Origin of the sequence: Achromobacter sp. NPDC058515, from assembly GCF_042721735.1 — a bacterium.
In the GTDB taxonomy this organism is placed as follows: Bacteria; Pseudomonadota; Gammaproteobacteria; order Burkholderiales; family Burkholderiaceae_B; genus Achromobacter.
This window is the reverse complement of record NZ_JBHXNI010000005.1, coordinates 52,141-78,722: the sequence shown is the minus strand read 5'-3', so window position 1 is coordinate 78,722 and position 26,582 is coordinate 52,141. Positions and strand designations below refer to the sequence as shown.

Genomic DNA, 26,582 nt, shown 5'->3' with positions numbered 1-26,582 from the left:
TACCCGATCGGTCAGGTCTACCTCAATGGGCCCTTCACCGTCCATCATCGAGGTGGAGGCGCCATCGCGGTCTGCAGAGCTCGTTCAAGCTCCGCGAAAGTAAAAGGCTTCTTCAGCACCGGTTTGCCACGAAACGCGTCGGGTAACGCCCATTCGCCGTAGCCAGTTGCGAACGTGAATGGTATTCCTCGCTCCATCAGTATCTTGGCGACCGGGAAAACGCTGCCGCCGCGGACAGTCACGTCAAGAATTGCCGCGTCCAGCTGCTCGTCTTCGGCAAGTTTGACTGCGGCATCCAGCTTGCTCACCGGGCCGACGACCTCGCAGCCGGCAGCAAGTAACCCTTCTTCGAGAAAAAGCGCGATTAAGGCTTCGTCCTCGACAACCAATACGCGAAGGCCTTCCAGCACATGGTCATTCATGAAGCCCCCTCAGATGTGTTGGGCCATGGCGCCAAATATCCAACTTCATGCGACCAAGGTAGATCGAAGACACACGTTAGGCCTTCGTGGGCAAAAGATCTCTCCACCTTCGCGTCAAACTCAAAAGCAAGGACGCGTTCGATCAAAGTGGTTCCAAAGCCAGGCTTGGGCGGCGATTTAATCGCAGGCCCTCCTTCCTCCCGCCAGTCAATTCGCAGGCTTGGTCCCTCCGCGCACGTTACGACTTGCCAGCATACGGTCAGCCGGCCATCGCTCGTGGAAAGTGCTCCATACTTCGCAGCATTGGTGGCCAGCTCGTGGATAGCCATTGCAAGCGCAAGGCCAGCCTTGGGCGTAAGAATGACTGGGGGGCCCGCCAACGTCACCCGCCCTGCGTCATCATGGTAGGGTGCAAGCTCCGTCTGGACGATCGTCTCTAGCCCGCCCGCGCCAGAGCCGTCTTGGGTGAGCAAATTGTGTGCCCTGGCGAGCGCCATAATGCGCCCTTCCAGGCTGGCGGCAAAATCTTCCGGCGTCGCGGCGGTTTTCAGGGTCTGGTTAACTATCGACGAGACTGTCGCCAGGATGTTCTTGACCCGGTGGTCGAGTTCGCGCAAAAGCAGGGACTTTTCCCTATCGGCTTGCCGACTTTTCGTAAGTTCACGTACGATCCGCGCGGCGCCCATGATGGTGCCCATGCTATTGCGTACGGGTGACAGGCTCTGCGAAACTTCGACCGGCCGCAAATCCTTCCGCAAACGCATAGTCTCGTAGTGTTCGACGCGCGCGCCTCGACGCACCCGTTCGAGAAGTTCGTGTTCATGCTCACGTTCACCTGGTGGCGCGAGAAAGGTGATATTCCGGTTTAGCGCCTCATGCTCGCTATATCCGAACATCTTCTCGGCGGCGATGTTCCAACTTGTGATGACGCCGTCCAGGTCGTGCCCAATGATCGCATCATCGGAAGAATCGATGATCGCCGCGAGGCTGGCACGAGCCCTTTCGGCCCTTTCGCGGTCGGTGATGTCTACGAATGTGATAACAACGCCGCTGATGACCTTGTTCACGCCGCGGTAGGGACGAATATCCATCTGGAACGACCTATCACCGGTTGCCAATCCAACCTCGCGCTGAACAGGAAGAAGGGTGCGAAGCACCTGGGCGGCATCACTGTGTAGTCCGTCCTCGGCCAATCGCGAGACGATATCGTTTATAGGACGGCCCTGATCACCCTCGCGGACGCGGAAGATACTGAGCACGGCTGGAGTGAATCGTCGGATTCGTAGGTCACTATCAAGAAAAAGCGTGGCGATCGACGTACTGTCGATAAGGTTGGTCAAATCGCTGTTTAGTTCAACCAGAGAGTCATTACGGGCATTCAATTCAGAATTCAGTGTCGTCAACTCCTCGTTGATTGACTGCAGCTCCTCCTTGGACGTCTCCAGTTCTTCGTTGGTGGATTGCAGCTCCTCGTTCACCGACTGATATTCCTCATTCGAGGATTGGAGTTCCTCATTCGAGGTCTCGAGCAGCTCGGTGAGCGTCTGCAGATGCTCGCGGGCATTAGCGAGTTCTATGCGCGCGGCTTCGTCGTTGTCACCTTGTTCCACGGTGCGAGCTGGTCCGTGGTCCCGAAAGGCAACCACGACCAGACCGTCGCTGGCAAATCCTGGGCGATTGTCCAGCGGTTCGACGGCCACAGTCACGGCTTCGGCACGCCCGCCGACCTCGAGCACAATGCCCTCGGAGATGACACTCCGCTGGGTGGACGTGACCTGTTTAATGGCAGCGCGCAGGGGCGCCCGCAGGTCGACGTGCGCTAGAGTGAGAAAATTCATGCTCATGGCGCCGTCACTCGGGACCAGATACTTCCCGATTTGGCCGGAAAGACGAAGAATATTCTGGCGACTATCGATGACAACGAATGCGGGTGTGTACTTCGACATTATCCGCGCGACTTGCGGATCGATTTCAAGGTCGTGCGTAGATTGTGCGCCCTTTGGGCGGGTAGCTATCGATGGAGCCGCTGATGAGAGCGGCAGCTGGGTAGGTACTGCCCTGCGCCCAAATATCCGGTGTTTCTTATCGATCGCGGAAAACAGCGTACTGTGAGTCGTAATGGCTTCGGAAGTACCAAGGAACAGGAGACCGTGCGGACGCAGCGCATAGTGGAACATTGCCATGGCCCGCTTTTGCAGCGCCGGCGCGAAGTAAATCATGAGATTTCGGCATGAAATTAGGCTAAGTCGGGAGAACGGAGGGTCCTTTACAAGATCGTGTGTAGAAAAAAGGCACATCTCACGTATGTCCTTCGCAACGCGATAACCGTCGTTCTCCCTGACAAAATACCTGTCTAGCAAGGGCGCGGGAATGTCGGCCGCGATAGAGGCCCCGTAGAAGCCATCCCTCGCAATCTCCAAGGCCTTGTCATCAATGTCACTTGCGAATATCTGCACTTTTCGGGGACGGTCGGCGCGCGACATGGCTTCCTTGAAGAGGATGGCCAACGTGTATGCCTCTTCCCCTGTTGCACATCCCGCAACCCAAACTCGAGTGTCCTGGCCCTCGTCGGACGTCAAAATCCCGGGGATCTTGTCGGCGAGCGACGCAAATGCACCACTATCGCGGAAAAATCGCGTTACGCGGATAAGCACTTCGCGAAACAGCAACTCAGGCTCGTCGGGGCGTTGGCGCAGTTGCTCAACATAATCAGTCACACTCTCCGATTGCAGCACTTGCATACGGCGCTGAATCCTGCGCATCATCGTGTTGCTTTTGTATTGGCTGAAGTCGCGACCAAGGCGGCTATTTAGAACCGCGCAGATCGCCCCCAGTTGGTGGGCGACATCTTTGTGTACACCGTCCGGACCTTTTGAACTGTGTACTTTGAGTCGATACGCCCAATGCTCTAGCAAGGCTGCCGGCATTTGTTCGACCGGCAGTACATGATCAACAAATCCACCCAATGCCGCACTCTGCGGCATGCCCGTCTTGGGCGAGTGGTCGAACTCCGCCTGCGCCAGTGTCAGGCCCCCATGTTCACGGATGGCCTCTACGCCGCGTGCGCCGTCGCTTCCAAATCCGGACAAAATAATACCTACCGCTTTCTCCCCTTGGTCTTCGGCCAGCGAAACCAGAAAAGCGTTAACGGAGGCACGGCGCGCCGTGGCCGAGGGAGCCCGCACGACTTGCAGAACTCCTTCTGACAGTGTCATAAGTGAATCGGGCGGAATGACGAAGACGTGATTTGGGGCAAGGGCGTCACCCGTCTTAGCCAAGGTGACAGGCATGGGGGTGCACGCACCAATGATCTCGGGGAGGGCGCTGGCCCGCTCCGGGTCCAGATGCTGCACCAGCACGAAGCTCATACCAGTATCGGTCGGCATCGTCCTGAAGAACGCTCGGAAGGCGTCAAGTCCTCCCGCCGAGGCGCCCATTCCGACGACGAGCGTGGTGGGGACTGCCGCGTCCTTGGAGGTGCCACGGGGGGCCGGGGCGGTGGGCTCGGAAGGAAATTGGACTCGGTCAGTGCTCATTAATTCATAGCAATTCAAAGGTTAGGGTTCCACGATAACCCCAACGGACCAACCAGCCCAAATCTCTCGGGCCAGTCCATAGCCGCACCAGCCGCTCGGTTAGCTGCCCTACGTGGAGTTGTCGACACGCGAGGGCCGGGGCGCTGTGGGTACGGTTCGCGGCGAGGGATAGGCGCAGCGTCCAGTCCTAAGATGCTGGACCGACGGGCGGGGCGCGCTTGTAAGCAGTGACGGCGGCGCGAGTTAGGGCTGTTTGATGGAGCCGGGATAGGGCCTGAGGTGCAGGATGTGCATCACCCGCTTGAGGTTGTAGGCCAGTACATTCAAGCTCATTTCCGTGTTCACATTGCCCAAGCGACGAGTTAAGAAGTGGGTGTAGCCCATCCAATGTTTGAACGTGCCGAATACATGCTCCACCGTGCGCCGCCGCACCTTCATCGCTTCTGGCATTCGGTCTAGACGGCGCTGGGCCGCCTCGAGCACGGCCTCGTGTTCCCACCTACCTATGCGCCGATAAGCGCTAGGTGTGAGCGTGCCAGACAGAAAGGTGCGCAGGTCCTTGTCCGAGGCGATGGTGGTCCATCGAAAAAGCTCTTCGATTGAAGGCGTGCCCAGCTCGTTGAGCTTGCGGGCAGTTTCGCGCAGAAGAAGACGAGGGTAGCCGTTCCACTCCTCCGCGTTCGCGTCCTTGCCCAGCGCGACAATGGACAGCGCCAACCGCCTCAAGTCGCACTCAGCGCGGACTTCATTGAAGAATGGCCTCGGACGTGTTGAGTAAGGCCAGCGGCGCGCGGGGCGCTAGAAGGCCCCGGAGATCGTCGTGTCCATTCTTGGGACCACGACCGCAAATTAGTGCGAATGCATGCGCCTAAAGTGGGCGCAATTCCTGCGAACTTCGGCGTTAAATCGCACTATTTGGTGCGCGTACAGATTCGATTCCTGTCGGGCGCACCATCCAGTCAATGGGTTGCGTGGATGTTGTGTCCACGTCGCGCCCGAAGCGCAGTACTTAGATCCGCAGTGTTTTGCCGATCTCCAGGTAAGACTGTAGATCCATGATTTAGGGGCGAATCGAAAGATTCGCCCCTTTTTCATTTGGCTCGTGCAGCCCATGCGCAGACCGCCGCAGACGCCGCGATTGCGGCGCCTGCGCATCTTCTGGCGTCGGCCTAGAAGCGCATGGCCAGCTTGAGCAGACCCGACTGCTGCCGATTGCCGCCACCGAACTGCGCGTCGTACGCGATGCCGGCCGTCGTGTTGCGCGCGATGGCCATTTCGGCGCCAAGCCCGAGCACCGCGGCGTTGCGCGCGATCGGAACGCCCGTCACCGAGAACGTGCTGCCGCCGTCGAAAGCCAGCACCTGCTCAGGCTTCACATCGCCCATTGCGTGGCGCCAGCCCAGAGACGCGGTCAGGCGGCCCGGTGCGCGGTCGGAACCGAACTGCCACGCGCCGCGCAGTCCCAGCGTGGTGCTGGTCACGTCGTCGGAACTTCCCTCCCCGTGCAGGGCGGCCGTGCCGCCCGATTCCTCGAAGTCGCGAGTGCGCACCTGGTTCCACGCCAGGCCGGCATAGGGCTCAATGGTGTAGGCATCGCCCAGCGGCAGGTTGTAGCCGAGTTCGGTGAACACTTGCGTCGAAGAGGCGTGATAGGACGATTCGAGCCGCTGGTTCAGGCTGCCGGCCGCCACGTCGCGCTTTGTGTCGATATCGTGCCAGGTGTAGGCCGCGCCGGCCATAAAGCGGAAATGGCCGGGTCCGGCTTCGAAATTTCGTCCGCCGAACATCGTCGCCGTATAGCTGTCGACATTGGTGCGCGACGACGCGTCGGCGATCGAACTGTGGCTGCCGGTGTAGCCGAGCGCGCCGCCCAATCGCCAGCCGCCGCCCACTGCGCCGTCGCTGCCGACAAAGAGCCCGCCGGCCGATTGGCTCACGCTCGACGCGTTGCCGTCGCCGCCGAACCTGCTCCAGTTGCCGAATGCCTGCGCCCAGATCGGATGCGCACCGCTTTGCGGCAGCGCGTCGGACAACGGCGAGCCCACTTGGGCCGTCGGCCGTCCGGCGAGCGCCGGCGCGTCGAGGTTGCCGCGCAAGTGGGCGAGGGGCAGCGTGCGCGCGGTATCCCCCTGGCTCTGCAACACGCTGGCGGTGCTTGCGTACGCTTCGCCTGAAAGCGCCTTCAAGGCCGAGCGCGCTTCGTCCGGCGTCATGGTGAGGACCGCCGCCGTCACCTGGCTGGCGCCAGTGTCTTTGCCCGATGCGATGCCGCTTCCGATCGCCGGCGATCCGTTTCCGGCCGGCGACGATTCACTTCCGGTCGACGACGATCCGTTTCCGGTCGCGGGCGGGTCTTCCTTGTCCAGCGCGTCGCCCACGCTGCTGCCGTTGTCCGAGTCGCCGATGCTGCCAATCGGCACGTCGTTGCGCGTAAGCGTCATGAACGCGTTTTTCGTGTCGTAGCTGAGCGTGGGCGTCAAGAATGCATAAGCGCTGGAGGCGCCGGTGAACCTGCCCTGTATGCCGCCGTCCGCCGTCAGGATGTTGTAGGTCGTGCGCGGCGCATAGTTGCCGTCGGGTCCCACGTGCGCCACGGTGCCGTCGAGGTAGGCCGCGCCGGTGACGTGGATGCGGTCGCTCGCGCTGCCGGCCGGATCGGCATGCACGCGATAGATGGTGTTTTCGCCGAAGGAGAGGTTGCCGTTGATGGTGAGGGTGCCGATGGGCGAGCCATCATTGCCCGGAGAAACAACCGCAGTGGGATACAGAGTGGTGGTGCCCAGCTGGCCGACCCCCGCCAGCACGACTTCGCGGCCGATATCGACGGGACCGTTCAGCTTGCCGTCGATTTCCAGGGCGCCGTCGGCGATCAGGATGGGGCCGGTCAGGCCGCTGCTGTCGGCGGTCAGGATCACGGATCCCGGGCCGGTCTTGACGAAGCCCTGCGTGCCTTGCAGTGGGTTGTCGATGGTGTCGACGAATTGGCCGGAGGCATAGGTGCCGTCGCCGACGACGATGACCGGAGGATTGCCGCCGCTGCCGACCAGGGTGATGGGCGCGCCTTGCAGGCGATACCGGTCGGTGGCGAACTGGATGCCCGACACGCGTACCGGACCGGCGCCGCCATCGACGGTCACCGTGCCGGCCGCGCCGGTGAAAATGGCGTATCCGCCATCGGGCAGGGCCCCCGCGGCATTGGTTGGACTATTCCAGTTCGTGCTGGCGGCGCTCCATGCGCCATCGCCGCCGCCCGCTCGGGTCGAGGACGCCGCGCCGTTGCCGTTCCACAAGTTGGTCGTGCTCGGACCCAGGATGAGGTTGATCTGCTTGTCGCCGGTCAGCGACTGGATGGTCGCCGCGGGCAGGGAGTCGCCGGTGACCGTGCCCAACGTCAGGCCGTTGCCGCTTAAGGCGCCGCCGTATGACAGGATCCGGTAGTAGCCGGCGTTGACGCCCAAGGTATTCACGGAGACGTTCAGCGTCGTGTTATTGAGGGCAACGTCGCCGCCGACCGTGATGTTGTCGCCGGTGCCGGGTTGCGTAATGGGCAGGCCCGCATAGCCGGTCTCGAAGTCGAACACCGCATTGTTCATCGACAGGTTGCCGTTGACGACGAGGTTGCCGTTGGAGACGCCGGTCGGCGTGCCGACGGAATACCCGGGCGCGACGCGCGCGTTGCCCGTCACGCTGAGATCGCCGTTGATCGAGCCGAAGCCCGCGATGATGCCGTTCGATGTCGCGTTGACGTTCCCACCGATTGCGACGCCTGCTCCGCCGCCGTTGCCGCCGATCACCAGCGTGCCGCCGCTGACATCGACCCCGCCGGGGAAACTGGCCGAGCCGTCCAGCACCTGCGTATTGCCTGGCGCAACAGTCAGGTCCGCCGCCGCGACGCCGCCGCAGTAGGTCGTACTCAACGCGAGCGTCGCCGTCAGCCACTTCTTCGTGCCATATGTCAAAACGTGGATCCTCTATATCTCGATTAATGGTCTGGCATCAAAAGCATTACTGGATTGCTATAAAAGCGTTACTGGATTGATATAAAAGTATTGCTAAGTAACTAATCAATCCGCGTAAAAAGTAATGCGCCTTTGAAAAAAGGTCGCAATTTATCCCAGTTTTTTTGCAATACCAAGAATTAATAGAGAGATACCATCCGTATTATCAAAATGGCGATAAATGGATTCCACCCTTACTGCTGAAAATGCGGCTTTGGATACCATCCAAATAATAAAAATGGCACGAACAGATACAATCAATATTATTTAAATAGATGTGGGCCGGCCCCGAAATGGCCCTTGCAGCCAAGGCCAGTTCGCCAAGCGCTGGGTTTATTGGGTCTCTGGGGCGGCCATTGCCTAGGACGCAGTCGTCGAGATCGGCGCGGACTTGACGTTTTCTGCGCGCGCGGCTCTTGGATTGGCCTATGGCGGGCAGTTCGGCAAGGGCAACGTTGAGAGGCCGCAAGCCAGCCTGTCGATCCGTTTCTAGAGCCGCCGGTGAAAGCCGCCTGGCCCAGGCGGAAACCTGGGCCAGGCGTTGAATCGCGCGTTGCGGCCCGCGCTGTGATGGCGGCGGGCGCCGGCCGATCCCTGGAGATCGACGCCGCCGCCGTAGTCTTACTCGCCGCCGAACATATACCGCAGGCCGCCGCTGAACTGCCAGCCGCTCCAGCCCGAGCTGCCGAATTCTTGCTGATGATTGAATTCCGCGAATAGCGACAGGCGCTTGCTGGCCATGCCGTTGATCCCGGCGCCGAGCTGCCAGGCCTGCCCGTATTTGCCGAGCGGGAAGTCAACCGAGCCTATCGTGGCCGAGCCCTCGCCGTTCAGGCCTTGCAGGTAATTCGCCTTGATGTACGGCGTGACGCGCGTGCCTTCGGCGGTATCGAAGGGCCGCGTCAGGCGCGCGCCGATCCGGAGCGTGTTCTGGGTCTGGCCGCCCAGGCTGGTCTCGATGCCGTCCCGGTCGGTGAAATCGTCGAAGCGCAGGCGCTGCCAGACGTATTGCGCTTGCGGTTCAAGATTGAATCCGCTGGCGCCCAGGGCAAACGGATAGCCGACCTCAAGCGACGCCGCGTAGCTGTTGCCGTCGATCGAGGCGATCTTGTCGTTGCCGTAGACCGACGTGCGCGTGCGCGCGCTGAGCGTGCCGGCGGACAGGATCGCGTCCGCATACCAGCCGTCGCGGTGCAGGTACGTTGCGATCGCCGCGAGGCTCTGCATGTCCGTCCGGGTCACGCTGCCGCCATCCGCGGCGTCGGGAGACATCCATGAATTGCCGATGGTGACCGCGCCGCCCAGGCGGACCGTGCCGGTATCGTCGCGGCGCAATATGGCGCTGCCGCCGAACTGGATGGCCGAATAATCCTGGTCCGTGTCGTAGCCGTACCGTTGGAAGCTCACGTTGGTGTGATACGTCGAGGTATTGCCGTAGGCGCGGACAAAGCCCTCGCCTTTTGCCGTGGGCACTCCGGTAGCTTGGGAGTCGCGCACTTCGCCCAAGCGGCGATGCAGGCTGTCGAGGTCTTGCAAGCCCGCATTGAAAAGCGCGCCCGGCAGGCTGATGTAGCTGGGCACCTGCGGCGCCACGGCCCAGCGCGACGGGACGTCGATGCCGCCGCCTCCGGTTCCACCGCCTCCCGTTCCGCCGCCGCCAGTCCCTCCGCCGCCCGTGCCGCCGCCACCGGTGCCGCCATCGCCTCCACTCCCTGTGCCGCCATCCCCGCCGCCACCGGTGCCGCCGTCGCCATCGCCATCGCCATCGCCATCGCCATCGCCGTCGCCGCCGGTTCCGCCGCCGCCGGGGAACGTTGTAATGAGGCCGGGCGGAAGCGGCACCGCCGTGACGTACACGCGTTCAAGGCGGTAGTCCCAGTATGAATTGGGGAAGCCCACCAGGTTCTGGCTTGGGGCGGCCGGACCGTTTGGCGACCCAGGGCCGAACGCGAGCCACTTGAACTGGTAGGGCGTGCCGCCCGTCACGTATTCGCGGCCCATCGAGAACGCATCGACCGACGAAGCGCCCGCCACCTGGATCAGAGATACGCCGTTCGTGGGCGATACGACCAGGGCGTCGTTGCGCACCCAGGCGTTTGCCGGCAGCATGGTGGACGTTGCCGCGGACGTTTGCGCCTCGGCCACGGTGACCACGTTGACCTGTGTCGGGCCGGCGGCGGCGCCGCGGATCAGGACCCGGTCCGTGACCTGGTTTGCGATGGGCCCCAGATAGGGATCGTCGAGCAGGGCGCCCATCGTGATTTGCCCGCCTACGCCGGTATAGCTGCCCGCGATGTTCAGCGTATTGCCGAAGGGGGCGCCGCGGGTAAGGACCGTGCTGCCCGAATTGTTGAGCGCGCCGCCTATGTCCAGCGTCGACGGGGCCGCGCCTCCGGGGAACGCGTATCCGCTGCCGACATACAGCGTTCCCTGGTTCGTGACCGAGGCTTGCACCGTGCTGTTGTAGCCGACCATCTCCGTGCCTGGCTGGATGGTGGCGGTGTCTCCGGCAAGAATGGCGCCAGAGGTTCCGGGCGAGCCGATGATCAGGCGGCCGTTCGATACGGTCGAGGTGCGGGCTTCGGTGCGGCCCAGCAAGGTCCACTGGCTGCCGACCATGTCCAGCGAGCCGAATTTCAGGAAATCGTTGCTGGCCGACCCCGTGCCTTCCAGGATGATGCGGCTGGTGTCCCCACCCAGCGCGGGGCCCTGCAGCAGCGCGCCCGTCTGCATGGTCAGCGTGCCGTTGCCGGTGGCGAACTGTACGGAGTAGGAGCCTCCGCTGATCGTGCCGGCCGTCGTGACTTGCGCGGAACCGTTGGTGGTATGCACGCCGCCCACGCTGCCCTGGACCGTCGCGCCGGGGGCATTGATGAGCGTGCCGCCGGCGCCGAAGTCGACGCCCACCCCGTCGCTGGCCGTGATCCGGCCGAGATTGGTCACGGTTTCGGAACCGTTCACCATCTGCAAGCCGTAGGTGGTGCCCGAAATGGCGCCTGTCGCGTCGTTGCGCATCCGGCTGCTGCCGCCTTCCAGGTGCACGCCTGCGCCGCTGGTGGCCACGATGCTGCCCGCGTTGACCAGCATGTCCGAGCCATTGATGACATAGACGCCCGAGCTTGCCCCGATGATCTGGCCTCCCTGCAGATTCTGCAGGCCGCCGCCGGCGCGCAGCAGCACGCCGTCGCCGCCCGTGGTCTGGATCGTTCCCCGGTTCAAGACAGTGGTTGGCGCATTGACCGACGTGAAGCCGCCGCCCGCGCCCGAGATTGTGCCGCTGTTTGTCAGAGAGTTGCCATTCTGCAGCGTTGCCGCGAATGACCCGCCGTCGGCGCTGGTCAAGGATCCCAGATTATTCAGCGCCCAGGTCTTGTTCTGGCCGAATACCGCGGGTCCGGTAGCGACGCTGACGGTAATGCCGGGACTTACTGTCGCCACGCCCGTCGAGCCCGGATCCGCCAGGCCATCGAGGTTTACCGTGGTGGATGCATTCGCATCGATTACTGCTTGAGCATGGGATTGATTCGGAGCAAGGATGATTCCCGCCATCAGCGCCAGGACCGTATTTACCGGCAAGATTCTCTGCTGCATTGGTCGCTTCCTATACGCGTCGTCGTTTATATGTACGAGTAAGCGCGCAGCCAGGCACACGTTACTCGCGGGCCAAACGGGAAACTTTCCGACATAACGCTACAGGATTTGGATTACTTTGAAAAGATGAGGGATTAATCCCGTGCGCGCCTTTTAAGCACGCTGATATTGCCATCGGCTTCTATATAGGCCCGATGGACTTCGCCCAGATCCGCAATGCCTCTGACGCGCAGTTCGCTCATGAGCTCTTCTTCCGTGATGTATTCCCGGCGCAGGTTGCGGCGGGCGATGACGCCGTCGTGAACCAGGCACACCCGATCCGAGGCGAGCAGGCGCCCCACCGGCCGGACGAAGTAGCTGACCCTGTCCACGACCACCGTCCACCCGACAATGGTGGACACAAGGACCAGCCCGTCGACGATCGATTTGTATTCGCCGGCCATGGCATTTTGCGCGGCGTCCGCGATCAGCACGAGGACAAGCATGTCCGCCACGCCGAACGAGCCGACGTCCCGCCTTCCGGCGACCCTCAGCAGGACGAAGATGAACCAGTACACGGTGCTGCCGCGGATGAAGATCTCAAGCGGAGACACGGAAAACGTGAACATTGCAGACCAGTCGGGGCTCATCGTCTTGTCTCCTGCGGAAAGGGCGCAAGCCGCGCAGCAAGTCGCGTGCCTCGCGCGGGCACGGTGCTTGCTGCGCGGGCGCTGGCGCCTTCGCGATATCGACTTTGCCATGCCGGATGACCCCGCGCTTCTTATCCTGCTGTACTTCATCCCGCCACTGTGGATGGTCGCGGGCATTGCTGACTGGTTTTGCCACCGGCGGTCGGATATTGCGCGGACGTCGGGGGCCAAGGAATCCTGGCTGCATATGCTGATGTTCGCGCAGATGGGCTCGGCGCTGCTGGCCTGCCTGTTTCTGGAAATCAATGCGCTGATATTCGCATTCGTCATCGCCATGTTCTTTGCGCACGAAGCCACCGCCCTGTGGGATGTGTCGTATGCGCACAGCCGCCGGCGAATTTCGCCAGTGGAGCAGCATATTCATAGCTTCCTGGAACTGCTGCCGCTGCTGGCCATCGTGCTGCTGGCCGTGCGGCATTGGGATGCGTTTCTGTCCCTGTTCGGGCAGGGCCAAACGGCGGCCAGCTGGACGCCGCAGTGGAAGACGCAGCCCTTGCCCGCGGCCTACATCTATACCCTGCTCGCGGCGGGGCTTTTCCTCGAAATCCTGCCCTACCTGGAGGAGCTGCTTCGCGGCATGCGAAAGCGGCGGTAGGCCGACGCGCCGCGCCCGGTTCACCCAGGCGCGGGCTGACCCTTTTGCGAGCCTCCAAGGAAGCGCTCGGTCTCCTGCACGAAGGCCTCGGCCAGTTGGGCGTGCGGCGTCTGGGTCGCCCACAGGATGCCCATGCGGCGCACGGGGGCGACACCGGGCAAGGCGACGCGCGACAGGCCCAGGCTGTCGAGCCAGTCCGGGGCCCAGTCCGGCACCAGCGACACCCCCAGGCCTTCCCGGACCATGCTGGCGATGGCCATCAGGCCGTCGATCTCCAGCCGTTCGCGCGGCCGGATCGCGTGCTGGCGCAGATAGCGGTCGGCCAGCCGCCCGCCCCACACGCTGCGGTCGTAGCGGATGAAAGGCTCGTCCGCCATCAGCGCGTGCGCGTCGCGGTCGCGCAGCGCCGCCGGCGCCAGCACCACCAGCGGCTCGGCCGCCCCTAGCCTCCATGCATAGCCCTTGGGCAGCGTGAACTGGGGCTGCACGATGAAGGCCGCGTCCAGCTCGCCGTCGATGACCTTGCGGTAGAGGTGGCTGGACGTGCCGGGCTGGACGAACACCGCAAGCTTTGGATGCCGCCGGTACAGGCCGGCCAGCACCGGCGGCATCAGGCCGGCGAGCGCCGACGTGGAGACGCCGAGCCGGAACTCGCCCAGCGGGGTATCGTCGCAGGCCGTGGCCCGCAGGTCGCGCATTTCGCGCAGCACCAGGCGCGCGCGTTCCAGCACCTTCAGGCCGGCCTCGGTGGCGCGCACATTGCGGCCGGCGCGCTTGACGAGCGCCACGCCCAGATCCTGCTCCATGGCCCGCACACGCGCGGCGATCGCCGCCGGCGTCAGGTCGAGGCGGCGCGCGCCTTCGGCCAGGGACCCGCACTCGATCACCGCCACGAAACTCTGTAGGTACCGCGTATCCATGATCCCCCTTCCGATCGATCTTCCTAGCTGACTACCCCGATATTCCAGGGCACGAACTCGTGATCGCCCAGCCCCAGCAGCTCGCTCTTGCTGCGCTCGCCGGACGCCACGCTGAGCACCTGCGCAAAGATCTGCTGGGCCATTTCGGGCAGGCTGGCGCTGCCGTCAAGGATAGCGCCGCAATTGATGTCCATGTCCTCTGTCAAGCGTTCGTACATGGTCGTATTGGTGGCCAGCTTGATCGAAGGCACCGGCTTGGCGCCGAACATCGAGCCGCGGCCGGTGGTAAAGCAGATGAGGTTGGCGCCGCCGGCAATCTGTCCCGTTGCCGACACGGGATCGAAGCCCGGGGTATCCATGAACACCATGCCGGGCTGGCGCACCGGCTCGGCATAGCGGTACACCTCCATCAGGCCGGAGGTGCCGCCCTTCATGGACGAGCCCAGCGACTTCTCGAAGATGTTGGCCAGGCCGCCCATCTGGTTGCCGGGGCTGACCTTGCCGTTGATCTGCACGTCGCGTCCCGGCGAGTACGTTTCCTTCCACCAGCGAATGCGTTCAACCAGTTTTTCGCCGACTTCCCGGCTGCGCGCGCGCGCCGTGAACGTGTGCTCGACGCCATAGATCTCGGGGGTCTCGGACAGGATGGCGGTGCCGCCGTGGCGGACCAGGATATCCATCGCTGCCCCCAGGGCGGGGTTGGCGGTGATGGATGAAAACCCGTCCGAGCCGCCGCACTGCAGGCCCACGGTCAGGTGCCGGGCCGACACCGGCTGGCGCCGGACCTGGTTGGCCTGCGGCAGCATGTCGCGCACCGCGGCCACGCCGGCCTCGATGGTGCGCCGCGTGCCGCCGGTCTCCTGCATGATGAAGGTTTTCAGCCGGTCGCCCGCCTGCAGGCCCTGGTCTTGCAGCAGGGCGTCGAGCTGGTTGCGCTCGCAGCCCAGGCCGACGATCAGCACCGCCGCGAAGTTCGCGTGACAGGCGTAGCCGCCCATGGTCCGGCGCAGCAGGTCCATGGGCTCCCCCGACATCTCCATGCCGCAGCCCATGCCGTGGCTGAGGGCGACCACGCCGTCCACATTGGGATACTGCGCCATGATGTCCGGCGTGAAGGCCTCGGCGATGCGGTGCACGACCGTGGCGGAGCAGTTCACCGTGGACAGCACGCCCACGTAATTGCGCGTGGCCACCTGGCCGTTGTCGCGCACGATGCCCAGGAAGCGCGCCTGTTCGGCCTCGGGCAGCAGCGCCGTGGGCACGTAGTCGCGTCCGAACGCGTAATCGCGATCGAATTCGCGGAAATCGGTGTTGTGGGAGTGCACGTAGGCGCCGGCGGGAATGTCCACCGCCGCAAAGCCGATACAGACGTTGTATTTCAGGATGGGCTCGCCGGCGCGCAGATTGCGCGCGGCGATCTTGTGGCCCGCAGGCACCTGGCTGCGCGTGACCAGCGACTCGCCGGGCACCGCCACGCCGATGCCCACCGGCATGCGCGCGACCACGATGTTGTCCGCCGGATGCAGGCGGATCACGGGGCCGTCGGCCCGCTTTCCAGAAAAATCGAACATATCTACCTCGTGTAGCGTATCGAAGGGGGCGGCTGCGCCGTTATTCCGGCCGGATGCCGATATCGCCGATCAGCGTCGACCAGCGCGGCACTTCGTCGCGGACAAAGGCCGAGAACTCCGCCGGTTTGCTGCCCAGCACGGTGAACCCCTGGTCGGTCAGGCGGGTCCGCGTATCGGCGTCGTCCAGCGTTGCGCGGATCGAGCCGTACAGCCGGTCCATCACCGCCGTCGGGGTGCGGGCGGGCGCGAACACGCCATACCAGGTCAAGACCTCGAACCCCGCGAAGCCCGACTCCGCCATCGTCGGCAAGGCCGGCGCCTTGGCGTCGCGCTGCAGGCCGGTCACCGCCAGCGCGCGCAGCTTGCCGGACGCCAGGTAAGGCATCGCCACCGGCAGGTTGGCGAACATGTACGGCACATGGCCGGCCAGCACGTCCGACAGGGCCGCCGATTCGCCCTTGTAGGGCACATGCGTCACCTTCACGCCGATCCGGTGCGCATACAGTTCGCCCGCGATATGCTGCGGCCCGCCCTGTCCGGACGAGGCGTAAGTCAGCGCGCCGTCGCCCGCGCCGCGGATCTGCGCGTCCAGTTCGGCCACCGTGCGCGCCGGCACCAGGGCCGGGTTGACGACGAGCACCAGAGGCATCGACACCATCTGCGATACGGGCGCGAAGTCCTTGACCGGGTCGAACGGCAGTTTGGGGAACAGCGACGGGGCCACGACCATGGTGGATTGCGACCCCAGGAACAGGGAATAGCCGTCGGCGCCGGCCCGCGCCACATTGTCGGCGGCGATCGTGCCGGTGGCGCCGGGGCGGTTTTCCACTACTACCGGCTGGCCCAGCTGTTCTCCGATCTTCACCGCCACCAGGCGGGCGACGATGTCGGCCCCGCCGCCGGGCGCAAACCCCACCACCAGGCGCAGCGGACGTTCGGGGAAGGGGGCGTCGGCGGCGCCGGCCGCGCCGGTTCCCAGCAAGGTCAACGCACAGGCGCCCAGCCAGCGCCGGGCGGCTCGCAATTGCGGCATACCGTTCATCTTTGTCTCCAGTCTTGTTGGCGTCGGGCCCAGGCCCGCGGCGTCGCCATGGACGCAGCCTCATTCTCGATGTCGAGAAACCCAAGAACAAGCATCTTGCAATTGCTTAAGACAACAATATTTTTTGGTTTTGGGCGTCTGGGAAACTGGGTCGGTCAACGACGGGTTGGATCTTGCAGGAGTTTGCCGCGTGGAGCCAGCAACCGGCGGAGCCGCGTGATTCGGCTGCGCGATGTGGCGGTCAAGGCAGCATGGGCGTTCCAGGCAAAAAAAAAGGAAACCCAGAGTTTCCGTTTTTCGTCTATGCAGGCAGGAGCTTGCGCTTGGCAGGTGAAGGTGGACCGAAGTCCTCGGCTACGCCTTGCGTGATGCCGGTACTGCCGCTTGTGATCGCACGCAAACCATGATCGGTAAGTGTCAGCTCCCGCACTTGGATAACTGCTCCGGGCTTCGAGATGGTCTTGGCCTCTTTGACAAACGTCCAGCGCGGGGTGTCGGGGGCAGTTTTCATGGTCAGTACCTTTTCGTGACGAACTCGCTGATGGCTGGCTACCGACGCCGACGATCTCCATGACGTCTTCTCGATCAAAGAGTGCTCTATCACTTGAATCCGAGTAGAGCACCGACCGCATGCTGTCCAGAATGGCCGAGCACCGGCACGGCAACTGCGGAAAATCGGCCCGGCATCAGGCGTCTTGCCTGGGCTTCCGTGTAGCCCCATTCATTGACGAGCTCAGTGCGGTGCTGCTCTTCACTGCTCATCGTACTGGCCATGATCACGGGTGTTTTCTTGCGGATGGCTCGGCCCGTGATGCCGGCATTGATGGGGAAGTGGCGTCCAGCGCCCTCGCCGTTCGAACCTACATAGTTGATTATTTGCTCGATCTGCTCCGGGTCATTCACAGGAGGGACGACTCGATGGAAGGTTGCACGAATATCGCCGCCGCAACTTCGCGTTGAACAATACTGAGCAAGCATGGTGTGCACCGTCGAGACGGCTGCAAATAGTCCCTCGTGGATGAAATCCGGCCCTTCTTTTGCGTCTTCCGCTCGGGCAAGCGAGATGCGAACGCCCGTCGCGATGGCCAGCCACATGCAGGCAATCGTTGCGAGGCTGACTAGCCAGAGGTCGGGCGAGGGTTCCTGCGCCAACTTCACGGCCGCAATCGCGGCGGCCATGACCGGCGGCCCGTTGTAAACCAGTTCTCTTGGCCACTTTTTTTGCCAGAATTTTTTCTGCTGAGCGCCTGGGATGTGTGGGGGCGTTCATGAAGGGCCATCCTCCCTATCAAATTTCTCTTGCCCTCTTAAATGGAATCGGAAATACCGATCTGGGGTGCTCGAGCATGTTTGCCGTACTGATCGGCAGAATGGTATTTCACAGTTACGCGGACTGTGAGGCGGAAGACCCGTACGCCCGCAAGAATAGGACCGAATGGAGGCCAGTCCACGCAGCCCTGCATCGAAGGTAAAAGTCGTTCACGCATGAAAAACGTGCATGGCAAATGCGCGTCACAAGATATGCCGCTAGCCGCGGCCATGCCGCAAGGCGGCATTCCAAGCCAGGGCGCGGGCGCGTCCCGGTTCAGTCATCCAGCGACGGCACGGTGCCGATCTGCGCCAGGATGCGAGGCGACTCCATGTCGCCGGTTTCCTTGTCGATCAAGACTTCATAGGCGGCGACGCCCGCGAATTTGGAGGCCATGGAATTCGCGATTCGGATGGCTCCGAATTCGCTGCTGGCCGGACGGATTTCCCCGGGGGCGACGCCGTTGGCGGCGGCGCGGTAGGGAACGACGATGTACTGAACGAGATGAGCAGCTTCTGACACAGGATTCTCCCCTGGACGACAGTTTTTCGGGCGAGCGAAATGTATCACGTCTCACTGTGTTTTTGTACAGTATTTTGCGGTGGCGCGCCAACTAATTCGCCAGCCATGCGCCCGCCTGAGGAAAACCCCTAGCGCAGGGTCATTGCCGCATCTCCCTTCCGGCTCTTAATATTTTCGAAAATCCTGAGTGTTTTATAAAACCAAGGGGCATGGGATGGAAGCGAACCGCTACGACGCCTACCGCGAAGACACCGCCGGCCGCGCCAACGTGGCCGACTCGCCCGAGCGGGTGGCCTATTACCAGGAGCTCGCGCGCCTGGAGGCGGGCGCATTGTGGACGGTGGCGAACAAGATCGAGCCCTGGGCGCCCCGGTCGGCGTCCGTGCCCGTGGTCTGGCGCTACCAGGACTTGCGCGGCCATGTCCTGCGCTCCGCCGAGCTGGTTTCGCCCGAAGAGGCGGGCCGCCGCGTGATCTACCTGAACAATCCCGGCCGCCGCGATGTGGCCGCGGCGGTGGGCTGGCTGTATTCCGGCCTGCAGGTCATGAAGCCGGGCGAACTGGCCTCGGCGCACGCGCACTCCCATTCCGCGCTGCGCTTCATCATGGAAGGCCGGGGGGCGTACACCGTGGTGGACGGCCACAAGATGACGCTGGGCGCGAACGACTTCGTGCTGACGCCGAACGGCACCTGGCATGAGCACGGCGTGGCCGAGGACGGCACCACCTGCATCTGGCAGGACGGCCTGGACATTCCCTTGGTCAATGCGCTGGAAGCGGGCTTCTATGCCGTGCATCCCGACCTGAACCAAACCGTGACCCATCCCGTGGACGACACCAGCGGGGCCTGGGGCGGGGTGGCGCTGCGGCCGCAGGCGGCCGGCTGGACCAAACCCTATTCGCCGCTCTTCAAGTACGAATGGGAACCCACCTACGAGGCGCTGCGCCGCTGCGCGCGCACGGCCGCCGGCAGCCCCTACGACGGCATCCTGCTTGAATACGTGAACCCGGCGACGGGCGGCCCGGTCATGCCCACCATCGGCGCCAGCATGCAGATGCTGCGTCCCGGCGAACACACCCAGGCGCACCGGCACACCGGCAGCTTTATCTACCAGGTCGCCAAGGGCAGCGGCTTTTCCGTCATCGACGGCAAGCGCTACGACTGGACCGAACGCGACATCTTCTGCGTGCCCTCGTGGGCCATCCACGAACACGCCAACCTGTCTTCCAACGACGATGCCTGCCTGTTCTGTTTCAACGACCTGCCCGTCATGCGGGCGCTGTCGCTGTACCGCGAAGAAGCGGTCACGGAGAATGGCGGCCGCCAGGCGCTGATCTAGTTTTCATCCGCCGCGCCGCCCGGTGGCGGCGCCCGTTTCAACCTGTTTGCATTCCTGGAGTACCTATGCGCCTGGTGACATTTCGCGCTCATCCCACTGCCGCCGCCCGATTGGGGGCGCTGGTAGACGGCTATGTGGTGGACCTCTTCCTGCTGGGGCAGGAAGGCGGTGTGGACCTGCCCGGCGACATGCTGGAATTCATCGACCTGGGGCCCGTCGCGGTGGCGCAGGCGACGCGGCTGATCGACACGTTCCGCGGCGCCTGGCCGGTCGGCGCCGCCTTGCCGCAAGAAAACGTGAAGCTGCTGGCGCCCATCCCCCGCCCGCGAAAGAATATCTTCGGCATCGGCCTGAACTATGTAGAGCACGTGGCGGAATCCAGCCGCACGCTGGATACCTCGGCGGACCTGCCCAAGCAGCCGGTGATCTTCTCCAAGCCGCCCACCGCCGTGATCGGGCCGGGCGACGCCATCGAACACAACGCGAAGATCACCCAGCAGCTGGACTGGGAAGTGGAGCTGGCCGTCATCATGGGCCGGCGCGCGTCGCGCGTGGCGGAGGCGGACGCGCTGTCCTACGTGTTCGGCTACAGCGTGATGCTGGACATGTCCGCCCGCGATTGCCGGCGCGCGGGCCAGTGGATCTATTCCAAGGGCCAGGACACGTATGCGCCTTTCGGCCCCTGCATCGTGACGGCCGACGAAATCCCCGATCCGCAGGTGCTGGACCTGTGGCTGACGGTGAACGGCGAGAAGAAGCAGGGATCGAACACGCGGCACATGCTGTTCAAGGTGCCGTTCCTGATCTCCGACATCAGCGCCGCCATCACGCTGGAGGCGGGCGACATCATCGCCACCGGCACGCCGGAAGGCGTGGGCGCGGGCCGCAAGCCGCAGGAATGGCTGTGGCCGGGCGACGTGGTCGTGGCCTGCGTCGAGGGCATCGGCACGCTGCGCCATCCGGTGGTGGCGGCATAGGGACCGGGAGCACCGCTTGAAACCCAGAATCAAGGCCTTGCGCGAGGAGCCCGGCGCGGACGGCGGCGCAGAGGTGGAAGACATCACGCTGTCGGAGCAGATCTATCGGCTGCTCCGGCGCGACATCATGCGCGGCGCGTTCGCGCCCGGGCAGTCCCTGCGCCTGGAGCTGCTCAAGCAGCGCTACGGCGGCAGCTTCTCGCCCATCCGCGAGGCCCTGAACCGGCTGCGCAGCGAACGCATGGTGGTGACCACCACGTCGCGCGGCTTCCGGATCGCGCCGCTGTCCGTCGAGGAAATGTGGGACGCCTGCGAAACCCGCATCCTGATCGACTGCGACGCGCTGCGGCGCTCGCTGGCCAACGCGGACGACGCCTGGGAGGCGCGCCTGGTGGGGGCGTTCCACGCGCTGGCGCTGGCCGCCCGGCGCGCGGACGAGGCGCCTGTCCTGGACCAGGAACGCGAGGAAGCGCTGGAAGCGCGGCATCACGATTTCCACCACGCGCTGATCGGCGCCTGCCGTTCGCCCTGGCTGCTGGACCTGTCGGCACAGTTGTACGCGCAGACGGAACGCTACCGCCGGCCCGCGCGCGCGCTGGCCGTGGCCAGCGGCTCCGAACGCAATGTCGACGACGAGCATCGCCAGCTGCTGGACGCGGCGCTCTCGCGCGACGCCGACCGCTCGGCCGCGATGCTGGCCGCGCACTATCGCAAGACGGCGCAGGTCATCGAGCGCATCCTGGCCTGGCCCGGCAGGCAGGCGGCCAGCGCCTGATTCTCGCGGCGCCTGGCGCCATGCCGTAAGCTTGGCGTCCATGGCGGACCTGAAACTTCTTGAAGACCTGATTGCGCTGGCGCAGACCGGCAGCTTCGTGCGCGCGGCCGAGCTGCGCCATGTGACGCATCCCGCGTTCGGCAGGCGCATCCGCGCGCTGGAAGCCTGGGCGGGCGCGCCGCTGGTGGAGCGCCAGCGCCTGCCCGTGACGCTGACGGTCGAAGGCGAGGCCTTGCTGAAGACGGCGGCGCAGGTGGTCGAGCAGATGGGGCTGGTGCGCCATCGCATCCGCAGCTCGGGCGCGGCCGGCGAGGCCGTGCTGCGCATCGCCACGGGACGCAGCCTGGCGCGGACCCTGGTGGCGGACTGGATCGCAAGGCTGCGCCATCGGACGCCCAAGGTGCTGACCGAGGGCACGCAGGTCGAACTGTCCACCGGCATGATGCAGGACATGGCGGCGCGGCTGGAGCAGGGCAAGGTGGACCTGCTGTGCTGCTACGAGCATCCGGCGCTGTCGGTGCAGCTGAGCCCGGGGCGCTACCGCTACATGACGCTGGGCACCGACAAGCTGGTGCCGGTCAGCCAGGCGGATTCGCGGGGGCGCGCCCGCTATGCGCTGCAGGAGGGCGGCCATCCCGCGCCGCTGATCACCTATGCGGGGGGCCTGGCGATGGAACGCATCGTGGGCGACCGCCTGGAAACCACACCGTATGCGCTGGCGCCTTTCCTGCGCAGCGATTCGCTGGACGCCGCGCACGGCGCCGTGGCCAAGGGCCTCGGCGTGGCCTGGCTGCCCTGGTCGATGGTGGCGGCCGATTGCCGTCGGGGCGCGCTGGCCGCGCTGGGCGGGCGCAGCGACGAAATCGCCTTCGAGGTGCGCCTGTACCGGTCGCGGGCCAGGCTGGCGGACCTTGCCGAGGCCGCCTGGGAAGCCACCGCCAGCCGGAAGGCCTAGGCGGCGCACGCGCAAGGCGGGCGCCGAAGCGAATCAGCACCGGAATGTGCCGACTTGGCACGGAATGCCCCTGGTCCCGGCAGGAGAATAGCTCCCGAAACCTCAAATGAGACGGCGCCGCCGTCCGCCACAGCACCCCAGGGAGAAATAAATGAAGTCCATATTGCATCCGCTGCGCAGCGCGCTTGTCGCGCTTTGCGCCACTTCCGCGCTGGCCGCGGCCCCGTCCGCGTTCGCCGATTATCCCGAGCGCGCCATTTCGCTGGTGGTGGGCTACCCGGCCGGCGGCAGCGTGGACCTGACCGCGCGCCTGTTCGGCGAAGAGCTGGCAAAGCGCATGGGCCAGAGCGTCGTGGTGGAGAACGTAGGCGGCGCCGGCGGCACGATCGGCGCGCAGCGCGTGGCGCGGGCCGCGCCGGACGGCTACACGCTGTTGCTGGGCTCGACCAACGAAATGGTGATTGCCCGCATGATCAACAGCGCGGTCAAGTACGACAGCGTGAAGGATTTTTCGGCGCTGGGCGTGATCGCCTCGCAGCCCATGCTGCTGGCCGCAAGCAAGAATTCGGGCGTGAAGACCGCCGCCGAGTACCTGCAGAAGCTGCGCGCCGCCGCGCCGGGCAGCTTCAATTACGGCTCGTCGGGCGTGGGCACGACCCTGCATCTGGCGGGCGAGATGATCAACCAGTCCACCAGCACGCGCGCCGAGCACGTGCCTTACCGCGGCGTGGCGCCCCTGGTGACGGACCTGATGAGCGGCCAGCTGGACTACGGCATGCTGGTGCTGTCCTCGGGCCTGCCGCAAGTGCGCGGGGACAAGATCGTGGCCCTGGGCGTGACGGAAAAGACCCGTTCGCCGGTGGCGCCGGACCTGCCCGCGCTGGCGGAGACCCCGGGCTTCGAGTCCGTGGACATCAGCGTCTGGTTCGCGCTGTACGGACCGGCCGGCCTGCCGGAACCCGTGGCCGCCAAGCTGCGCACCGCGCTTGCCGACACGCTGAAGTCGGAGCAGTTCCGCGCCAAGATGCAGGAAGCCGGCGGCGTGCTGTCCAAGCCGGGCCTGGACCCGGTGGCCTATCAGGCCGAAGAAACCAAGAAGTATGGCGCGCTGGTCAAGGCCGCCAAGATCGAAGCCCAGTAATCGCCAGTTAGCAGACAAGCGGACCTCTCCATGGAATTCAAGCTCCCCGTTCCCGACCTGAGCGCCGAACGCGCCGGCAATACCGGCACGCCGGGCGTGTGGCATTTTGATTCGGGCGTGCCGGGGCGGGCGCTCATGGTGTCCGCGCTGGTGCACGGCAACGAGCTGTGCGGCGCCTGGGCCTTGAAGGATCTGCTGGCCGCGGGCGTGCGCCCGCGCCGGGGCAGCCTGACGCTTGCGTTCTGCAACCTGGATGCGTTCGACCGCTTCGACCATGCCAATCACGACGCCTCGCGCTTCGTGCAGGAAGACATGAACCGCGTCTGGAGCGCCGAACGCCTGGACAATCCCACGACGCCGGACCGCCAGCGCGGCGCCGCGCTGCGCCCCTGGGTGCAGCGCGCGGACTGGCTGCTGGACCTGCATTCCATGCACGAGCCCGGCGCGCCCCTGCTGCTTACCGGCGTCTTGCCGCGCAACATTGCGCTGGCGCGGCGGCTGAAGGCGCCGCAGCACGTGATCGTGGACGCCGGCCACAAGGACGGCGTGCGCATGCGCGACTTTGCCCAGTTCGGCGATCCGTCGCGCGAAGACGCGTGCGCCTTGCTGATCGAATGCGGCTTTCATGGCGAGCTGGCCTCGCGCGATGTGGCGCGCGACATGGCGGCGCGCATGCTGCTGGAGTCGGGGGTGATCGATGCATCCGACCTGCCGTCGGGCTGGCTGTTGCCGGATCCGGCCGCTCAGCGGGTGCTGGAGGTGACGGACGCGGTGGTGGCGCCGTCCATGGACGTGCGCTTCTCGCAACCCTGGACGGGCCTGGAAACGTTCGAAGAGGCGGGCGCGGTGATCGGGTGGGCGGACGGCAATCCCATCCTGACGCCCTACGACCGCTGCACGCTGATCATGCCGTCGCTGCGGCAGTTAAAGCCCGGCGTCACCGTGGTGAGGCTGGCGCGGGACTACGCCGGCTGACATTCGCGCGTGCGCGCGCCCCGGGGGCGCGCCTTTCCGCTATTTCTGGGGCGTGTAGCGCAGTTCGTCGAGCTGATAGCCCTGCGCGGTGGCGGCGGCCAGCGCCTTGTCCAGTTCTTCCTTCGTCATTTGCGGCGAGCGCGACAATATCCACAAATACTCGCGGTCCGGCGTGCCGACGACCGACCAGCGGTATTCCGGGTCCAGGCCGATCACCCAGTAGTCGCCCTTGAAGGGTTTGGCGAACGAGACTTCAAGCTTGGCGTTGTTGCTGCCTTCCACCACGGTGGCGGTGCCCGAGGCCGAATCGATGTCGCCGTCCTTGGTGCGGCAGCGATTGTTCACCCCGACCGTGCCATCGGCATGCGCGGTGTATTCGGCGGTGGTGTCTCCCACGCAGTTGCGCTGGAAGAACATCGGGAAATTCGCGATTTCGTACCACATCCCCGCGTAGCGCTTCAGGTCCACCGACGGCACGGTTTGCATGGGCGGCGGCGCGGCATGGGCGGTTCCCGCCATGCTGGCGGCCAGGGCCAGCAAAAATGTTGCGGTGCGGCGCATGGGAAAAACCTCCTGATCTGACTGATGTGGCCCGCACGGCCGGGCGGGCCCGCGCGAACCAAACCTCAACGATACGCCTTATTTGCGCGGGGCCTTCAGCGCGGCGTGATAGCGGGCCACGTAGGTGTCGAAATCCTCGGTGTCCGATTGCTCCAGGCGCCGTTGCTCGGCGGCGGACTGCACGGCGGCCTCTTGGTAGGCCGTTGCGAGGTCCGAGGGCAGGGGCTGCGCGCGCAGCGCATCCGCGTGCTTGCGGCTCAGGTCCAGCGAGTAGTCGTGGAACGAGAGGCCGCTGTCCTTGAGCGAGGCGAGCAGGCGGGCCGACGGCGTGGAGTCGGGCTGGTCCAGCTTGGCGCGTTGCGCGGCCAGCGCCTCGGCGTAGGCGCTGCCGCCCAGGGCGGAGTCGAACAGGGCGGCGTAGGGGGCGATCTGGTCCAGGAGCTCGTGGGCCCATTGCGCCAGGCCGACAGGCTGGCCTTCGCGGTCCAGCATCAGGCCGGGCTTGCGGCCTTCCTTGACGACGACCGAGAAGTTGTCGGCGCTGCGCTGGCAATAGCCGTTGGCGGGGAAGAACGGGCTGTCGGAGGCCGTGCAGAACAACAGGAAGGCGTCGACGAAACGGCTGGTGGCGGCGTCGATGCCCACGGGCGAGTTCGGGTCGATGTCCAGGCAGCGCACTTCCACGTACTGCACGCCGCGCTCGGCAAGCGCCGTGATGGGGCGCTCGCAGCGGCCGGTGGCGCGCTTGGGGCGGATGCTGGAGTAGTACTCGTTTTCGATCTGCAGCACGTTGGTGTTGAGCTGGATCCACTCGCCGTTGCGATGCGTGCCGATCTTCTGGTAGTCGGGCCAGGGCTGCGACACGGCGTCGTACAGGCGGCCGAGGAAGGTGTCCAGGTCGTTGTAGCAAAGCTTGAGCTGCGACTGCGCCTTGTTCTGGTAGCCCAGGTCGCTCATGCGCAGGCTGGTGGCGTAGGGCAGGTAGAGCGTGTGGTCGCCCAGGGTTTCCAGCGGATGCTCGCGGCCGCGCAGGAAATCGCTGGCCAGCGCCGGCGCCGCGCCGAACAGGTACATCAACAGCCAGGAATAGCGGGTGAAATTGCGGATCAGGCTGATGTAGCCGCGCGAGCGGCGGTCTTGCACCGAGCCGGGCCGCGTATCCAGCACGGACCACAGGTCCTCGGCCAGCGAGAAGTTGTAGTGCACGCCGGCGATGCACTGCATGGTCTTGCCGTAGCGCTCGGCCAGGCCGCGGCGGTACACGTGCTTGAGCATGCCCGTGTTGGACTTGCCGTACCAGGCGATGGGAATGTCCGCTTCGGAGGGCAGCGTGGCGGGCATGGACTGATTCCAGATCAGTTCATGGTCCAGCACGCTGTAGACATGCCGGTGCGTGTTGGTCAGCTCGGCCAGCAGCGCGTCCACGTCCGTATGCGTGCCCGTGATGAGTTCGAGCAGGGATTCGGAATAATCGGTGGTGACGTGCTCGTTGGTCAGCGCCGAGCCCAGGCCGGCAGGGTGCGGCGTGCGGGACAGGATGCCCTGTTCGTCCACGCGCAGGCCTTCTTTCTCGATGCCCCGCAGGGTCTGGGTCAGCAGCGAGCGGTTGGCCTCTAGGCGGGAGAGGCGGTTGGCGGCGGTATCAGTCACGGATTCTTCTCGTT

Annotated in this window: 20 protein-coding genes and 1 pseudogene; 7 read left to right on the top strand and 14 right to left on the bottom strand. The window is 64.8% G+C overall.

Annotated features, from left to right (window positions below):
* Nucleotides 1-44 precede the first annotated feature (44 nt).
* The 6 genes and pseudogenes from ACFWP0_RS11115 to ACFWP0_RS11090 form a co-directional block, all read right to left on the bottom strand.
* Nucleotides 45-422, bottom strand: coding sequence for a response regulator (locus tag ACFWP0_RS11115; protein ID WP_377841990.1), 378 nt, complete (start codon nucleotides 420-422; stop codon nucleotides 45-47).
* Nucleotides 419-3,859, bottom strand: a complete 3,441-nt coding sequence (locus ACFWP0_RS11110; protein WP_377842336.1) for a CheR family methyltransferase — start codon at nucleotides 3,857-3,859, stop codon at nucleotides 419-421. Before ACFWP0_RS11110 ends, ACFWP0_RS11115 begins: the two co-directional genes overlap by 4 nt.
* Before the next feature lie 342 nt (nucleotides 3,860-4,201).
* Nucleotides 4,202-4,699 (bottom strand): annotated as a pseudogene (locus ACFWP0_RS11105) (transposase); the annotation flags it as partial.
* 428 nt (nucleotides 4,700-5,127) lie between these two features.
* The gene (locus tag ACFWP0_RS11100) at nucleotides 5,128-7,917 is read right to left on the bottom strand and encodes an autotransporter domain-containing protein (protein ID WP_377841988.1); all 2,790 of its coding nucleotides are present in this window, start codon (nucleotides 7,915-7,917) and stop codon (nucleotides 5,128-5,130) included.
* A 660-nt stretch (nucleotides 7,918-8,577) separates the two neighbouring features.
* A complete protein-coding gene (locus ACFWP0_RS11095) occupies nucleotides 8,578-11,547 on the bottom strand; it encodes an autotransporter outer membrane beta-barrel domain-containing protein (RefSeq protein ID WP_377841987.1) in 2,970 nt (989 codons plus the stop codon).
* Nucleotides 11,548-11,681: 134 nt separating this feature from the next.
* Nucleotides 11,682-12,176: a DUF421 domain-containing protein gene (locus ACFWP0_RS11090; RefSeq protein ID WP_377841985.1), complete on the bottom strand. Its 495-nt coding sequence runs from the start codon at nucleotides 12,174-12,176 to the stop codon at nucleotides 11,682-11,684.
* Here ACFWP0_RS11090 and ACFWP0_RS11085 point away from each other — a divergent pair.
* Entirely contained in the window at nucleotides 12,148-12,831 is a 684-nt protein-coding gene (locus tag ACFWP0_RS11085; protein WP_377841983.1) for a diguanylate cyclase, read from the top strand. The genes ACFWP0_RS11090 and ACFWP0_RS11085 overlap by 29 nt on opposite strands.
* 20 nt (nucleotides 12,832-12,851) lie before the next feature.
* On the opposite strand, the gene ACFWP0_RS11080 is transcribed toward ACFWP0_RS11085, so the two are convergent.
* The 6 genes from ACFWP0_RS11080 to ACFWP0_RS11055 all read right to left on the bottom strand — a co-directional run bounded on the left by ACFWP0_RS11080 (nucleotide 12,852) and on the right by ACFWP0_RS11055 (nucleotide 18,195).
* On the bottom strand, nucleotides 12,852-13,751 hold the full coding sequence (locus ACFWP0_RS11080) for a LysR family transcriptional regulator (protein ID WP_377841982.1): 900 nt from the start codon (nucleotides 13,749-13,751) through the stop codon (nucleotides 12,852-12,854).
* A 23-nt stretch (nucleotides 13,752-13,774) separates the two neighbouring features.
* The gene (locus ACFWP0_RS11075) at nucleotides 13,775-15,322 is read right to left on the bottom strand and encodes a UxaA family hydrolase (RefSeq protein WP_377841980.1); all 1,548 of its coding nucleotides are present in this window, start codon (nucleotides 15,320-15,322) and stop codon (nucleotides 13,775-13,777) included.
* Between the two features lie 40 nt (nucleotides 15,323-15,362).
* Nucleotides 15,363-16,364 (bottom strand): tripartite tricarboxylate transporter substrate binding protein, encoded by a 1,002-nt coding sequence (locus tag ACFWP0_RS11070; protein WP_377841978.1) that lies wholly within the window; start codon nucleotides 16,362-16,364, stop codon nucleotides 15,363-15,365.
* A gap of 301 nt (nucleotides 16,365-16,665) precedes the next feature.
* A complete protein-coding gene (locus ACFWP0_RS11065) occupies nucleotides 16,666-16,875 on the bottom strand; it encodes a sulfatase (RefSeq protein ID WP_377841977.1) in 210 nt (69 codons plus the stop codon).
* 89 nt (nucleotides 16,876-16,964) lie between these two features.
* The gene (locus tag ACFWP0_RS11060; protein ID WP_377841975.1) at nucleotides 16,965-17,543 is read right to left on the bottom strand and encodes a GAF domain-containing protein; all 579 of its coding nucleotides are present in this window, start codon (nucleotides 17,541-17,543) and stop codon (nucleotides 16,965-16,967) included.
* 406 nt (nucleotides 17,544-17,949) lie between these two features.
* Nucleotides 17,950-18,195, bottom strand: coding sequence for a hypothetical protein (locus tag ACFWP0_RS11055; protein ID WP_057283314.1), 246 nt, complete (start codon nucleotides 18,193-18,195; stop codon nucleotides 17,950-17,952).
* Nucleotides 18,196-18,409: 214 nt separating this feature from the next.
* Here ACFWP0_RS11055 and ACFWP0_RS11050 point away from each other — a divergent pair, with 214 nt between their 5' ends.
* The 6 genes from ACFWP0_RS11050 (at nucleotide 18,410) to ACFWP0_RS11025 (ending at nucleotide 24,357) form a co-directional block, all read left to right on the top strand.
* Nucleotides 18,410-19,534 carry a cupin domain-containing protein gene (locus tag ACFWP0_RS11050; RefSeq protein WP_377841973.1) on the top strand — a complete coding sequence of 375 codons (1,125 nt, stop codon included), beginning with the start codon at nucleotides 18,410-18,412 and terminating at the stop codon, nucleotides 19,532-19,534.
* A gap of 65 nt (nucleotides 19,535-19,599) precedes the next feature.
* The gene (locus ACFWP0_RS11045) at nucleotides 19,600-20,511 is read left to right on the top strand and encodes a fumarylacetoacetate hydrolase family protein (protein WP_377841971.1); all 912 of its coding nucleotides are present in this window, start codon (nucleotides 19,600-19,602) and stop codon (nucleotides 20,509-20,511) included.
* 16 nt (nucleotides 20,512-20,527) lie between these two features.
* Nucleotides 20,528-21,286, top strand: a complete 759-nt coding sequence (locus tag ACFWP0_RS11040; RefSeq protein WP_377841969.1) for a GntR family transcriptional regulator — start codon at nucleotides 20,528-20,530, stop codon at nucleotides 21,284-21,286.
* Between the two features lie 40 nt (nucleotides 21,287-21,326).
* Nucleotides 21,327-22,241, top strand: a complete 915-nt coding sequence (locus ACFWP0_RS11035) for a LysR family transcriptional regulator (protein ID WP_377841966.1) — start codon at nucleotides 21,327-21,329, stop codon at nucleotides 22,239-22,241.
* 151 nt (nucleotides 22,242-22,392) lie between these two features.
* Nucleotides 22,393-23,382: a Bug family tripartite tricarboxylate transporter substrate binding protein gene (locus ACFWP0_RS11030; protein ID WP_377841964.1), complete on the top strand. Its 990-nt coding sequence runs from the start codon at nucleotides 22,393-22,395 to the stop codon at nucleotides 23,380-23,382.
* 30 nt (nucleotides 23,383-23,412) lie between these two features.
* A complete protein-coding gene (locus ACFWP0_RS11025; RefSeq protein ID WP_377841963.1) occupies nucleotides 23,413-24,357 on the top strand; it encodes a succinylglutamate desuccinylase/aspartoacylase family protein in 945 nt (314 codons plus the stop codon).
* 39 nt (nucleotides 24,358-24,396) lie between these two features.
* On the opposite strand, the gene ACFWP0_RS11020 is transcribed toward ACFWP0_RS11025, so the two are convergent.
* Entirely contained in the window at nucleotides 24,397-24,918 is a 522-nt protein-coding gene (locus ACFWP0_RS11020; RefSeq protein WP_377841961.1) for a lipocalin family protein, read from the bottom strand.
* A gap of 78 nt (nucleotides 24,919-24,996) precedes the next feature.
* Nucleotides 24,997-26,568: a glutamate--cysteine ligase gene (gshA, locus tag ACFWP0_RS11015; RefSeq protein ID WP_377841960.1), complete on the bottom strand. Its 1,572-nt coding sequence runs from the start codon at nucleotides 26,566-26,568 to the stop codon at nucleotides 24,997-24,999.
* Nucleotides 26,569-26,582: the final 14 nt, after the last annotated feature.